Origin of the sequence: Paenibacillus thiaminolyticus (assembly GCF_007066085.1) — a bacterium.
GTDB lineage: Bacteria > Bacillota > Bacilli > Paenibacillales > Paenibacillaceae > Paenibacillus_B > Paenibacillus_B thiaminolyticus.
In genome coordinates this window covers 6,078,749-6,090,313 of sequence record NZ_CP041405.1, presented here as the reverse complement: position 1 = coordinate 6,090,313, position 11,565 = coordinate 6,078,749, and the positions used below count along the sequence as shown (strand labels likewise).

Sequence of the window (11,565 nt, the reverse complement as noted above, 5' to 3'; positions counted from 1 at the left end):
GCGGCGGCCATCGGGTATAATGAAGTCGTTCTAGAAAAAGGGAGGGAGAAGCATGTGCGGGAGATATTCATTGACGGTGAGCTTGGAGGAGCTGCTCGCCTATTATGCGCTGGAGGAGGATGCGGCTGCGGCCCTGATCTCTTACGGGCCCCGCTTCAATATCGCCCCGGGCCAGCCCATCCCGGCCGTCATCCATGACGGGGCGAAGCTGAGAATCGGCCCGCTCCGCTGGGGGCTGATCCCCTCCTGGGCCAAGGACGAGAAGATCGGCTGGCGGACCATGAACGCCCGCGCCGAGACGCTGCGCAGCAAGCCGGCCTTCCGCCTTCCGTTCGAGCGCAAGCGCTGCCTCATTCCGGCGGACGGCTTCTACGAATGGAGAACGGAGCCGGACGGCACGAAGCAGCCGATCCGGATCGTAAGGCGGGACGGCGGCCTCTTTCAGTTCGCCGGCCTGTATGACACCTGGTTCGATGCCGAAGGGCGCAAGGTAAGCACCTGCACGATCATCACGACCGAACCGAACGAGCTGATGGCTCCGATACATGACCGGATGCCCGTCATCGTGCCGCCCGAGCAGATGACGATGTGGCTCGATCGCGGCACGACCGACACGCTGCGGCTGGAGCCGCTTCTGCGGCCCCGTCCGGCCGATGAGCTTCGCGCCTATCCGGTACACAAGCGGGTAGGCAATGCGAAGACGGACGATCCCGCTTGCATTGAGCCGCTCTCTTGACGATACTCGATCCGGCAAAAGGCTGTCCCATAGGCAGGCCGTGCAAAAGGATACGGGGCCGCGAGACGGGATTTACCGATAGAGGCAGGACGGGCGCTGGAGAAGCGGCGATAGATCCAGATGCCGCAGCTTCTCATGGCGCTGGCGGTGGAAGAAGGAGAAGGCAGTAAAATCCTGCGTTACTACAGGAATTTGCGCCATCCGATCCGATATTTTATTATATTCCTGTAAAAGTGCATCATTTCCGCCGATTTTCGCTTTTTATCTATTGCACAGCCTGAAATTCCTGCGGTTTTGCAGGAATCCCTGCAACGGGCGAAACCTCATAATAGAAAGCTGTATTTTTACAGCATTTCGACGTTTTGGCAAGCCGGGCTTTGAGAATTAGGGGCTGTCTCACTGTGAACTGCACCCCGTCAAGTAGACAGTACAAAACATAAAAATCAATTAAGCGGCTTTAGTCCTGAATTCCATCGGACTGAGGCCGTTTAGTTTTGCTTGTAATCGTTCGTAATTGTAAAAGTGGAGTAGGCCTGGATGTCTTTTTCGAGCTCCTCAAAGGTATGGTAGGTGTGTAAATAATACTTCTCGCATTTTAGGGTTCCCCAGAAAGATTCCATTGGACCGTTATCGATGCATCGTCCAACACGGGACATACTCTGAGTCATTTCGTTATCGTCCAAGAGCTTCTTGAAGTCCAGAGAGGTATATTGGAAACCCCGGTCGCTATGAAGCATGGGCTTGCTTCCTGGTGCTTCTTGCAAGGCCCGTTTCAACGTCTGAAATACAAGAGGTTTGTTATTGGAACGCCCGAATACATAGGAAACGATGGATTTATCATGAAGGTCGAGAATAGCGCTTAGATACGCTTTTTGGCCATTGCCGTACTTGAATTCCGTCACATCCGTAACCCACTTTTCATTTGGCGCATCTGCAGTGAATTTGCTGTTCAGCACGTTCTCAGCCACCTGCTGTGGAGTGGATCTCGGATATCTCTTTTTCTTCCTCCGGATGACGGATTGAATTCCTTGTATCTTCATCAGCCGGTACACGCGCTTTTGGTTAATCGTTTTTCCCATTTGGCGGCGCATGTGCACCGTTAATTGACGGTATCCAAAGGTACGCTCGACTTTCTCATAAATGGACATCATGACATGCGTTAGCTCTGCATTTTCCTGCTCATGGGAACTGGGCTTGCGATTTAGCCACTTGTAATAGCTTAAACGTGAAATGCCTGCAATTTCACACAGAAGCTGAACGCTGAACAACGCTTCTTCTTGGTGTATGCCTCAGTGTTAATTTCGATGTTTACCGATTTCACACTACCGCCTTCTCTAGTAAATACCGTCCTATATATTGAGATGTTTTTCCGGAACTCAGATCCACTAGTCCCGTCATAGTTATCAACTACGTAGATGCTATTAGGTAGATCCTCTATATTATTACTGTTATCGCTCTTGTTCCTGTCATAATCATCTACCAATTCTTTAATGATCTCGATCAACGGTTGTTCCCTTGAATTATACTTCCATGCGATAAACGGCACTCGCTCCCAATTCATTGGTTTCTCTTCATCACCTACAATGAGAGTGAAATGACTTCCTTCCTCTCCTGCTTCCACATCCGGCACAAGTCCATTCTGAACAACATAGCGGCGAACACCGTTCACGTCCCACCATTCCACCTTGGTAACTGTGCTTCGGTTCAATCCGTTATATACTACGACATCATATACTCGGATTACCGCCATCAGTTCAGTGTGTTCTTCGTCTTTCCAGAGTGGAATAATTTCTTCAGATTTCATCTTTTTGAAGCAGAGATCGCCCGATTCATTGTAGTAGGGATGTAACCAAGAGATTCCTTTGTTTATTGCCTCTTCCCCTATCGACTGCAAACGCCTCATCATTGCGTCATTAAATATGTCCGTCAGCGTTTTATGATAGGTATCATTCTTGGTTTGAATACTCATCGGCTTACCAAGCAAATATCCAACCTTTTGGTCAATTTACGCGCAAACGCATGCGGGATTTTGTTGTTCGCCAAGTTTCCCGCATCCATTTAAGTTTCTTCGAATTCTTCCATTCACCTATTTCAATCTCAATGATTTGAGGAATAGTGGCCGCGGATTCCGCCCCTTCGCGAATAATCCTCTCAATGTCTTCCATTTCATCACCAAACAGAAAAAACAAGTGCATCCCCCTTTCTTATGACGCGTCTGGAAAGTATACCCCGCCTTTTCGCTTGACCACACCCCGTACGAAATACCGATCCGCGTCCATTTGGTGATCATTTTCCTTGAGCGGCTTGTCTCCCCCTCTCGCTGCTGCCTTCTCGTCCCATACATAGCTAGAGAATTCACGTAGCGTTTCCTTGCAACAATCGTTGTATTTGATCAATCCCTCGACCAATGCGGAGGCAACATCACGTATGCCATCCACGACATCATTGTCGGCCTTGATTACACGGAATACCCCGCGCTTCTTGATAGCAGCAATAAAAACCAGCTAATGTTTGTCAAGCTGCACCCTTGGTGATTTAATGAATTACTGATATACTGGTTTTTTTAGAATTGAATAAGTTTATGCTTGGTAAGGCTGGCCTCTATTCTAGCGTAAATGTGATGTAGTAGCTTGTTGGCGCAAGCGATCACCGTTACCTTGTAAGGCTTGCCTTCTTTCTTTTTTCGTTCGTAGTACGATACTAACCGTCTATTACTTCCTTGCCGAAGTCCACATTGTACAGCAAGATACAACGATCTGCGCAGACGTTTTGAGCCGCGTTTCGTAATCCGGTTGCTGCTAGCTATAAATTTCCCTGAACTATATACACTCGGATCTAGTCCGGCATAGGCTACTAGCTGCTTAGCATGTCTAAACTGTCTAATATCTCCTATCTCCCGCCACTATAGCCGCTGCAAGCTTTTCCCCAATTCCAGGAATGGATTTCAATAAATGAACCTCCGGTAGATGAACAGATATTTCCTCCATTTGCTGCTCCAATTGCTTCAATTGGGCTTGAAATGTTAAGAGTAACGCCACCATCCCTTTCAGTACCGCCGTTTGAGATGGACTTGCCCACCCTTCCTTCCACTTGCTTGATACCTCTTCTAATCGTATCGACTTCTCTCTTATCCAGCTTTGACTGCGAGATCTCCCAGCATGTTTTATTAGGACTTTCTCTATAATCTCCACCTCATCCATTTGCCCTTGTAAACAGCTCTGCAACACTTCTAGTGATGTAGCCGAGTACAGGTCACTAAACACTCCTTCATAAGCCGGAATTACTTGATCCAACAATGCCCTGGTATTGAGTTTGGCTTGTACATATAATGATGTGACAAACTCATGCTGGCGGGTAGCGTGTTGAAGTTCCATGTACGCCTCATCCCAGATTCGGTGTGGCAAAGCATCTCCTCTGTAAAACATTTCGGCCAAGTTCCAAGCATCTGCCTCGTCGGTTTTCACCTTACAAAGTCCCATTCCTTTTGCTCGCTTGGACTGTAACGGATTAAGGATGATATGACGGATTTCTTCCCGAGCCAAGTAACAAACAAGTCCACGGTGATAATGTCCCGTAGCTTCCATAACAACTACTGGCTCCGTGCCTGTCCTTGCTTTTAGTTCTGTGCATAATGTGCAGAGCCTCTCTAATCCTTGCTCGTTATGATAAATCTGTTCTGCTTTCCCGTAGGGTTCATTTCGCCGTAAAAAAGCTTGAATGACACTGTTTCCTTTTGATATATCCATTCCTATTACCGGTTCCATAATACCCTCCTTACTAAATACTCGCCGGCACTCCCACGATGGCTCCAAACCCATAGCTTCGCTTGTGATACGAGATCTTCAATGTCTCAACCAGCTCAAACATGGTCATTGGGGGTAGTGGGAGAACAGTTTTTATTCCGGGGTTTTCCCCCTAAAAGCCGCACGTTCTCCCGGCTACCGCCATCTTAATATACCTACAAAAATAGGCCAACCAGAAATTCCGGTTGACCTAATAATACGAAAAGCCGCTCAAATGAGCGACTTAATGAAGTCCTTTAGTCCAAATCACCAGGTTTTTCATATGTTAAAGTAAAATATTTGATTTCGTAAGGTTCGGGATTATTCCCGGTTGATTTCACGAATAAGTATACTTTCCCTGCATATGCAGGGACTAAAATATTACGAAAGTCCAGAAAAGTTCCACTCTTACTCTTTTCTGCATAAAACGGCAATGTCTGATGTCCGAATGGATACACCATTACCGCTCCTAACTGTAGATTATTTTGTGCTGATGGTGTCCAAATTTGAAAATTCAAGTATCTATTCTTCGTTGTTTTATTTTCCCATGTAAACCAATCATAATCTGTGGAATCTTGGATTACACCATTAAATTTGATACCTGGCTCAATTTTAATAGCTTTTTCCATAGTATCCCCCATACCTGGCATCGCAAATGCACTTGTAGAGAATACTAACATTAAAGCAAATACTAGAAGTGTTGAGACAAACTTTTTCATAGTATCCCATCCTTTTGATTATTTAAAGGCGGCCACCTTTCAATCCCCATTCTACCAAAATATCCCTAATTGGGTATATAGTTCAAAAGTAGTAATGTCCTAATACTTTACTTATTTCGACAGAGAAAAAACGACTTTAAAAATTCTTGCAATAGAAAAGCCGCTGAATAATCAGCGACTTATAAGGAAACGTTACTGTATTACTAAAAACCTTTGTGTCCCATCCGTCATCATAAAGTAGATTCCAACCAACGAGACTGCCCCAACAAGTAAATTAAACATTTGTCCTTTTACCTTGAAGCCAAACCTCAACAATAATGCTGATGCGACGATAGGTAACACCATATACAACAATAGCATGAATACCAAAGTATTCGCCATATCTTTAAGCGGCATTAAAAAAGAATCTGCATCAATTATACAACTCCTCCTTTTGCTGTCATACTTCGACATAAGGAAGGTATTTCCTCCTATGAAAAAAGCCGCTGATTATCAGCGACTAGTTCCATGTTAAATATCGTACACATCTGATTTAAGCAAATGCGGTTTAAGACTTATAAATCCAACCTTCGTAAATTCCTCTCACACCCTTGCTATTAAATGTCCGCTCTTTGAGTCTCAGTTCACCTTTCCAAATACCTTTCCCCGTCGTACCTGTACCAACATAATAGTATGTCTCTGGAACATCGCTTAGATTAGAATAGTACTTCCAACCTATGACGTCTGTAATCCATTCCTTTTCTTCCTGCGCAAAAACAGAATTAGTAGTCGATACTTCTGTTTTTGTAGCAGCAAAGCCCGCTGTCGGAGCCATTACGCTTGCCAGTAAAGCTGCAGTTGTGCCGAATACGATCAGTGCTTTTTTCATTGCAAAAACCTCCATATCATGGATATTTTGTATTTCACGATCATTGTAAACTATTTTATGGAAAATGGCAATAGATTTGGTTCATTCTATAATTTCTGGTTTTTATAAAGCGCCGCCCCCGAAGGAGCGGCTATATAGAGAAGGAGGATTAACATAATTAGTAAATTTCGTTGAGGGAAAGGGGCGGATTCGAACCGCCAACCTTCGCGGGCTATGGGCCCTGCCCCGAGCGCTCTGTCCTCTGAGCTACCTTTCCACGAGACGGGGCGCGGTTTCCACCGAAGCAACGGGGTTGTTTCCCGCGCCGATTTACCCGTCTATATATAGGTGGCTTTTGTAAGGGGCTTTTAGAGGAGTAATCCTACCAATGTTGAATTAAGTTATGATCCAATAATCGGAGGTTCTAAGCATGACTTTATGGAAAATTTACAACTTACTCATTCTGGTTCTCCCATTGTTATTACTGGTTATCATTTTAATTCTTCTGGTAGTATACTTCATTTTTCGACTTAGAAAATACCGGGAATTCATAAGAGAGTATCCATTGCCCCTTAGAAATAGAAGAAAAAGAGATGACCACCACTTACTAACTTTAAATTTTTACTCGGCTCGTTTTATTGAAAATCAACAACAAATCTACGATATGAAATTCAAAATAGAGATGGAAGAATTGAAACAGGCTGATGACATGCTTATAAAAAATATTACAACTATTTTAATCCCTGTTGTTTCTGTTATGGCTGCTTTGCTTGCAATTTCTATATCTCTTAAAGATAACACAGACTATTCAAGTGGAATTATAAGCATGTCTGGTTTTTGGTTTTTTCCTTATCCGCCTCGTTTATTGACATGGTTAGAATAAAACATCTTGAACAAATAAGAATCAGATTGAAGTACATAAACCAAGTCATACAAGACCATGAAAAGAAGAAATAGACTAATGGCGACTGCCACTATAGTAAGCAGTCGCCATTTTTTAGATATAATCAAATAAATCCGCTTGTCTAGAGTGGTATCTAACTTTTTCTTCTGCCGATTCCGCACTCTTTTTCTCTTGGTGATAATTGACCAAGTGCAAACTCTATCCGGTCCCGTTCTCGATCCGTTATTCTCTCTGCCTGTACGGCGCCGCCGCTGCATGATTTGGCTACGTATGCCTGGAGCTTGAGAGGATCAACCGGCCGCTCTCGCTGGTATGCCGCTCGCCGCTCTATTCCGCGCTTGTTGCCCGGTCTCCTGCCTGTCTCCATCCATTCAATGTCGTATTCCCGGTCCGAAATCATGGAGGACAAGAACGACATATCGCTCTCCAGTGTTGCTATCTCGGCGGCTATCTGCTCGGCCTCTGCGTGGGGAATAGTCGGCTGCGTGATCTTCCCCATCAACTTCAGCCGGCGCTCCTTCAATTCATCCCGCATCTGTTTCAGTTCATCTCTCTTGTGTACCAGGGTCTTCCGGGTTTCTTTGTACTCGGGAATTAGATCGTGCATCGTCATCACCCCGCATCTGTGCATCGCCATAGACTTGATTAATCGCCTCATTAAGTGCACCGAACATAATATGAGCTGCTGCTGACTTGTCCTGCCAGAGTCCGTATTCATCGATTGCGATCTTAATGGCTGTCTTGAGTGTCCGTTCCCGGTTCTCCGCGGCGCCGCGCTTAGCTGCCAAGGCCCGGAATGTATCTTTAAAATTGTGATATTCACATAGGAGGCGCACATACTCTGCCTTTAATTCATGGTCTCTTGACGGTATTGGCTTAGCTTCGCCTCCTTTGGAATTCCCGTAACTTTTTTAGAAATGCATTTTCCGCCCGAAGCCGCTCGATTTCATATTCCATCTTTTTCATCTGGAGTTTTTTGGCGATCGGCCTCTGTTAATTCCTCCGGCGCTTTCGTTCTTCCCCGACCATCCTTTAACGCATCCTGGCCGCCCTCTTCAAACTTCTTCACCCACTGGTAGACTTGCTGGTAGGAGACCTGAAAATGGTCCGCTGTCTTACGGTAGTCATACTGATGAGCAAGACAGTATTGCACAATATCGATCCGTTCCTGCTAAGTCGTCGAACGCCCCTTCGTCATTGCTTTCGCTCCTCCTGAGTAAGCTTTTAAGCTGCTATGACGATTATACTCCTTAATCCAGTTGGAAAGCTGCGTTCTGCTTGCAATCTTGTATTTATCGATGATCTGATATTGAGACAATCCTCCCTCTATGTAATCCACCGCTTGGAGCTTAAGCCCAGCACTATAACTTCGATTATGGTTTTGTTTTTCTAACCCCTCATAACCATACACCTTGTAACGACGACGCCATTTCACCAAAGTCGTTTTGCTGATACCGTATTTCTTGGCTGCAGCCTTAACACCAATTTCGCCACTTTCGATTTCACCAATGATAACGAGTTTCTCTGACGCATCATATTTTTTATTAGGCATAAAAAAGCTCCCCTTACACAGGTTTTATTATTTCACCTGTCTACCGTAAGGGGAGCATATCATGCAGCTAAAACTGCAGAGAGGACAGCCCCTCTTGCGTTCAGGCCAGGCCCTGCCCCCTGCCTGCCACGCCTCCGCTCGGCCCCGGCCTGTCCGGCGGCGGATCGCCCGTCGCGCCGTCAAGAACTGCGCCGGCCGCTGCCCTGGCGCGGGCTCCGGTCCTCGCCGGGCGCCGGGGCGTCCGGCTTCCGCTGTGGAGGCGCATCCGGCTGGCGCTGCGGCGGCGCATCCGCCGGGCGGCGCTCCGCCAGCTCGGCATAGAGCATGCCGCCGAGAATGAGCGCGCAGCCCAGTACGGCGGACCAACCGAGCCGCTCGCCAGCGAAGATGACGCCGGTCAAGGCGGCGAACACCGGCTCGGTGGCGAAGATAATCGCGACCCGCGCCGCGGAAGTATGCTGCTGGCACCAGGTCTGTGCCCAGTACGCGAAGCCGGTCGAGAGCAGCACGGACACGAGCAGGGCAATCAGCACTTCCGGCTTCGCGAACCCGGCAAGCCGTTCGCCGAGCGGAGCCGCCGTCTCGGTCAAGCCCGAGAGCAGCGCCGCGAGCACCCCCACCGTAGCGAACTGGACGGTCACGAGCGGCATCGTCTCATGCCGGGGCGCATACAGGGCCGTGACCGCGATATGAAGAGCGAAGCAGACCGCCCCGAAGAAGACGAGGATATCCCCGCGGTTCAAGGACAGGCTGCCGCCGTCCACCGCGAGCAGATACAGCCCGGCGAAGGCCGCCCCTGCGGCCATCCAGGTCGCGGCCGACAGGCGCTGCTTCGCGATCAACAGCGAAGCGAACGGCACGAAGACGACCGACATGCCGGTGATGAAGCCGGTATTGGTGGAGGTTGTATACTGAAGGCCGGCCGTCTGCAGCGAGAAAGCGCCGAACAGCCACAGGCCGAGCACACTTCCATGGAGCAGCAGCCCCGCATCCCATCGCGACCTGCGCAGGCGTCCGCTCGCCAGCATCAGCAGCAGGAACAGCAGAGCCGCTCCGGCGAAGCGCGCCGCGTTGAACGCCAGGGAAGATACGTCGTCAAGCGCTCTCTGCACGATAAGGAAGGTCGATCCCCAGATGAGAGCCGTAATCAATAAGCATAACTCGGATAGCCGCGTCCGATTCAACCGGATGTCCCCCTTTCATGTTCATATCCTGCCATGACTCAGCCTTTGATGCCGGTCGTCGCAATGCCTTCAACGATGTAGCGCTGCGCCAGGAAAAAGGCGGCAAGCGGCGGCAGGCAGATGAGGAAGGTTACGGCCATGATGGAGACCATATCGACGCCGAACATGCCCCGGAATTGCGACAACCCGAGCGTCAGCGTGTACTTGGTCTGATCGTTCAGGAAGATAAGCGGGCCAAGATAGTCGTTCCAGCTGCTCAAGATGTGGAACACCCCGACGAGAATGAGCGCCGGCTGCAGCAGCGGAACAATCAGCCGCAGGAAAATTTGCACCGGATTGGCGCCGTCGATGCGGGCCGCCTCCTCCAGCTCGATCGGGATGCCCATAATGAACTGCCGCAGCAGAAAAATAAAGAACGGCGACCCGAACCAGGCCGGAACGATGAGCGGCTTCAGCGTGTTGATCCAGCCGAGCGTATTGAATTCCATATAGAGCGGGATCATCGTGACCTCCCACGGAATCATCATCGATGCGAGCAGAATCAGGAACAGCGCATCTTTGCCGCGGAAGTGAAAGCGCGCGAAGCCGTAGGCGACCAGCGACGAAGAGAGCAGCTGCCCGATAAGCGACAGCCCCGTCACGATAAGCGAATTGTTCAGATAGGTGCCGAACGGCTGCGATTGCCACGCCTTGGCGAAATTATTCCATTGGAACACGGACGGAATCCATTTCGGCGGGAACAGATATAACTCCTCCGGCGTCTTGACCGCCGTCGTAATCATCCAATAGAAGGGCGCAAGGAACAACAGCGAGAACAATAAAAGCAGACTGTAGACGACAACCGAATTCATGCGCGTTTCTCTCATTTGTCTTTCCTCATTTCCCCTTCGTAATAGACCCAGGCCGATGAAGAGCGGAAGACAAGCGCCGTCAGCGCCAGCACGATGATGAACATGAACCATGCGTTGGCGGAGGCGTACCCCATTTTCGAATACTTGAAGGCGTTCTCATACATGTACATGGCATAGAAATAAGTGGAGTTCAACGGTCCTCCGCCCGTCATGACCAGCGCCAGCGTCAATTGCTGGAATGCCGCGATGATGGTCGTAATGAGATTGAACAAGACCGTCGGGCTGAGCATCGGCAGCGTAATGCGCACGAATTGCGTCCAGCGTCCCGCACCGTCAATGGCAGACACCTCGTACAGATCCTTCGGGATGTTTTTGAGCCCGGCGAGGAAGATCAGCATCATCGTGCCTTGTCCCCACAGGCTGGCGATGACCATCGCCACCGGAGCCCACGTCGGATCATTCAGCCAATTCGGCCCTTCGATCCCGAAGACGGACAGCAAATAATTCAAAATGCCGTATTCCCCATCGAACACCCACGACCAGATCATCGCCAGCGCCACGCCGGAGATGACCGACGGCAAATAGAAGGCGGAACGGAAAAAACCGCTTCCCCGGACCCGCTGGTTCAGCAGAATCGCCAGCAGCAGCGCCACCCCGATATTGAGAGGCACGAACAGCGCCGCGAACTTGAGCGTCACCCCGAGCGAGGTCCAGAAGAGAGGGTCGCCCCGGAACATCTCGACATAGTTGGCAATGCCTACGAAGGTCTTCTCGCCGACAATCGGCCATTCATAGAAGCTGATGACAAGCGAGAACACGAGCGGTCCTAATGTAAAAGCGAGAAAACCGATAATCCACGGCATTATGAACAAATAAGGAATGGCTGCCTGCCGCGGAAGGGCGGTCATCCGCCGGGTCGATCGTTGCATCGTTCATCGTCCTTTCCGCTGAAGAGAAGCGGGAGGCCCCGGAGATCGGTCATCTGCCGGG

Annotated in this window: 16 protein-coding genes, 1 tRNA gene and 2 pseudogenes; 2 read left to right on the top strand and 17 right to left on the bottom strand. The window is 49.1% G+C overall.

Annotated features, from left to right (window positions below; genetic code table 11):
• Positions 1–52: 52 nt before the first annotated feature.
• A complete protein-coding gene (locus tag FLT43_RS26865; RefSeq protein WP_087442957.1) occupies positions 53–736 on the top strand; it encodes an SOS response-associated peptidase in 684 nt (227 codons plus the stop codon).
• Positions 737–1,183: 447 nt separating this feature from the next.
• On the opposite strand, the pseudogene FLT43_RS30945 reads toward FLT43_RS26865, so the two are convergent.
• The 11 genes and pseudogenes from FLT43_RS30945 to FLT43_RS26820 all read right to left on the bottom strand — a co-directional run.
• Positions 1,184–1,237: pseudogene (locus tag FLT43_RS30945) on the bottom strand (hypothetical protein); the annotation flags it as partial.
• Positions 1,225–2,004, bottom strand: a complete 780-nt coding sequence (locus FLT43_RS26855; protein WP_167386823.1) for an IS3 family transposase — start codon at positions 2,002–2,004, stop codon at positions 1,225–1,227. The gene FLT43_RS26855 and the pseudogene FLT43_RS30945, both read right to left, overlap by 13 nt.
• Positions 1,956–2,720, bottom strand: coding sequence for a phage portal protein (locus FLT43_RS26850; protein ID WP_244194227.1), 765 nt, complete (start codon positions 2,718–2,720; stop codon positions 1,956–1,958). The genes FLT43_RS26855 and FLT43_RS26850 overlap by 49 nt, the downstream gene beginning before the upstream one ends.
• Positions 2,721–2,736: 16 nt before the next feature.
• The gene (locus tag FLT43_RS30340) at positions 2,737–2,925 is read right to left on the bottom strand and encodes a hypothetical protein (protein WP_164776692.1); all 189 of its coding nucleotides are present in this window, start codon (positions 2,923–2,925) and stop codon (positions 2,737–2,739) included.
• Positions 2,926–2,940: 15 nt separating this feature from the next.
• Positions 2,941–3,234: pseudogene (locus tag FLT43_RS30940) on the bottom strand (PBSX family phage terminase large subunit); the annotation flags it as partial.
• Between the two features lie 65 nt (positions 3,235–3,299).
• The gene (locus FLT43_RS30330; RefSeq protein ID WP_244194234.1) at positions 3,300–3,620 is read right to left on the bottom strand and encodes a transposase; all 321 of its coding nucleotides are present in this window, start codon (positions 3,618–3,620) and stop codon (positions 3,300–3,302) included.
• A complete protein-coding gene (locus FLT43_RS26840) occupies positions 3,616–4,500 on the bottom strand; it encodes an IS110 family transposase (RefSeq protein WP_244194226.1) in 885 nt (294 codons plus the stop codon). The genes FLT43_RS30330 and FLT43_RS26840 overlap by 5 nt, the downstream gene beginning before the upstream one ends.
• A 275-nt stretch (positions 4,501–4,775) precedes the next feature.
• Complete coding sequence (locus FLT43_RS26835; protein ID WP_087442955.1) at positions 4,776–5,237, bottom strand: hypothetical protein; 462 nt, start codon at positions 5,235–5,237, stop codon at positions 4,776–4,778.
• A gap of 192 nt (positions 5,238–5,429) precedes the next feature.
• The gene (locus FLT43_RS26830; protein WP_115057774.1) at positions 5,430–5,690 is read right to left on the bottom strand and encodes a hypothetical protein; all 261 of its coding nucleotides are present in this window, start codon (positions 5,688–5,690) and stop codon (positions 5,430–5,432) included.
• A 94-nt stretch (positions 5,691–5,784) separates the two neighbouring features.
• Entirely contained in the window at positions 5,785–6,105 is a 321-nt protein-coding gene (locus FLT43_RS26825; RefSeq protein ID WP_087442953.1) for a hypothetical protein, read from the bottom strand.
• A gap of 174 nt (positions 6,106–6,279) precedes the next feature.
• Positions 6,280–6,361: transfer RNA gene (locus FLT43_RS26820), tRNA-Met, on the bottom strand.
• Positions 6,362–6,514: 153 nt separating this feature from the next.
• Here FLT43_RS26820 and FLT43_RS26815 point away from each other — a divergent pair.
• On the top strand, positions 6,515–6,967 hold the full coding sequence (locus FLT43_RS26815) for a hypothetical protein (protein ID WP_087442952.1): 453 nt from the start codon (positions 6,515–6,517) through the stop codon (positions 6,965–6,967).
• Positions 6,968–7,121: 154 nt separating this feature from the next.
• Here FLT43_RS26815 and FLT43_RS26810 read toward each other — a convergent pair whose 3' ends face one another.
• From FLT43_RS26810 to FLT43_RS26785, 6 genes are all read right to left on the bottom strand, one after another.
• Positions 7,122–7,625 (bottom strand): Fis family transcriptional regulator, encoded by a 504-nt coding sequence (locus tag FLT43_RS26810; RefSeq protein ID WP_244194225.1) that lies wholly within the window; start codon positions 7,623–7,625, stop codon positions 7,122–7,124.
• Between the two features lie 309 nt (positions 7,626–7,934).
• Positions 7,935–8,150: a helix-turn-helix domain-containing protein gene (locus tag FLT43_RS30935; RefSeq protein ID WP_087442951.1), complete on the bottom strand. Its 216-nt coding sequence runs from the start codon at positions 8,148–8,150 to the stop codon at positions 7,935–7,937.
• Positions 8,151–8,159: 9 nt separating this feature from the next.
• Entirely contained in the window at positions 8,160–8,540 is a 381-nt protein-coding gene (locus FLT43_RS26800) for a helix-turn-helix domain-containing protein (protein WP_087442950.1), read from the bottom strand.
• A 179-nt stretch (positions 8,541–8,719) separates the two neighbouring features.
• Positions 8,720–9,724 carry a DMT family transporter gene (locus FLT43_RS26795; protein WP_087442949.1) on the bottom strand — a complete coding sequence of 335 codons (1,005 nt, stop codon included), beginning with the start codon at positions 9,722–9,724 and terminating at the stop codon, positions 8,720–8,722.
• A 38-nt stretch (positions 9,725–9,762) separates the two neighbouring features.
• Positions 9,763–10,590 (bottom strand): carbohydrate ABC transporter permease, encoded by an 828-nt coding sequence (locus FLT43_RS26790; protein ID WP_244194224.1) that lies wholly within the window; start codon positions 10,588–10,590, stop codon positions 9,763–9,765.
• Complete coding sequence (locus FLT43_RS26785; RefSeq protein WP_087442948.1) at positions 10,587–11,504, bottom strand: carbohydrate ABC transporter permease; 918 nt, start codon at positions 11,502–11,504, stop codon at positions 10,587–10,589. The genes FLT43_RS26790 and FLT43_RS26785 overlap by 4 nt, the downstream gene beginning before the upstream one ends.
• Positions 11,505–11,565: the final 61 nt, after the last annotated feature.

Excerpts from the sequence above, each read along its gene's own strand:
- FLT43_RS26835 (WP_087442955.1), bottom strand. The coding sequence starts at position 5,237 with ATGAAAAAGTTTGTCTCAACACTTCTAGTATTTGCTTTAATGTTAGTA.
- FLT43_RS26825 (WP_087442953.1), bottom strand. The coding sequence starts at position 6,105 with ATGAAAAAAGCACTGATCGTATTCGGCACAACTGCAGCTTTACTGGCA.
- FLT43_RS26810 (WP_244194225.1), bottom strand. The coding sequence starts at position 7,625 with ATGGCGATGCACAGATGCGGGGTGATGACGATGCACGATCTAATTCCC.
- FLT43_RS26815 (WP_087442952.1), top strand. The coding sequence starts at position 6,515 with ATGACTTTATGGAAAATTTACAACTTACTCATTCTGGTTCTCCCATTG.
- FLT43_RS26840 (WP_244194226.1), bottom strand. The coding sequence starts at position 4,500 with ATGGAACCGGTAATAGGAATGGATATATCAAAAGGAAACAGTGTCATT.
- FLT43_RS26785 (WP_087442948.1), bottom strand. The coding sequence starts at position 11,504 with ATGCAACGATCGACCCGGCGGATGACCGCCCTTCCGCGGCAGGCAGCC.
- FLT43_RS26800 (WP_087442950.1), bottom strand. The coding sequence starts at position 8,540 with ATGCCTAATAAAAAATATGATGCGTCAGAGAAACTCGTTATCATTGGT.
- FLT43_RS26790 (WP_244194224.1), bottom strand. The coding sequence starts at position 10,590 with ATGAGAGAAACGCGCATGAATTCGGTTGTCGTCTACAGTCTGCTTTTA.
- FLT43_RS26830 (WP_115057774.1), bottom strand. The coding sequence starts at position 5,690 with ATGTCGAAGTATGACAGCAAAAGGAGGAGTTGTATAATTGATGCAGAT.
- FLT43_RS26865 (WP_087442957.1), top strand. The coding sequence starts at position 53 with ATGTGCGGGAGATATTCATTGACGGTGAGCTTGGAGGAGCTGCTCGCC.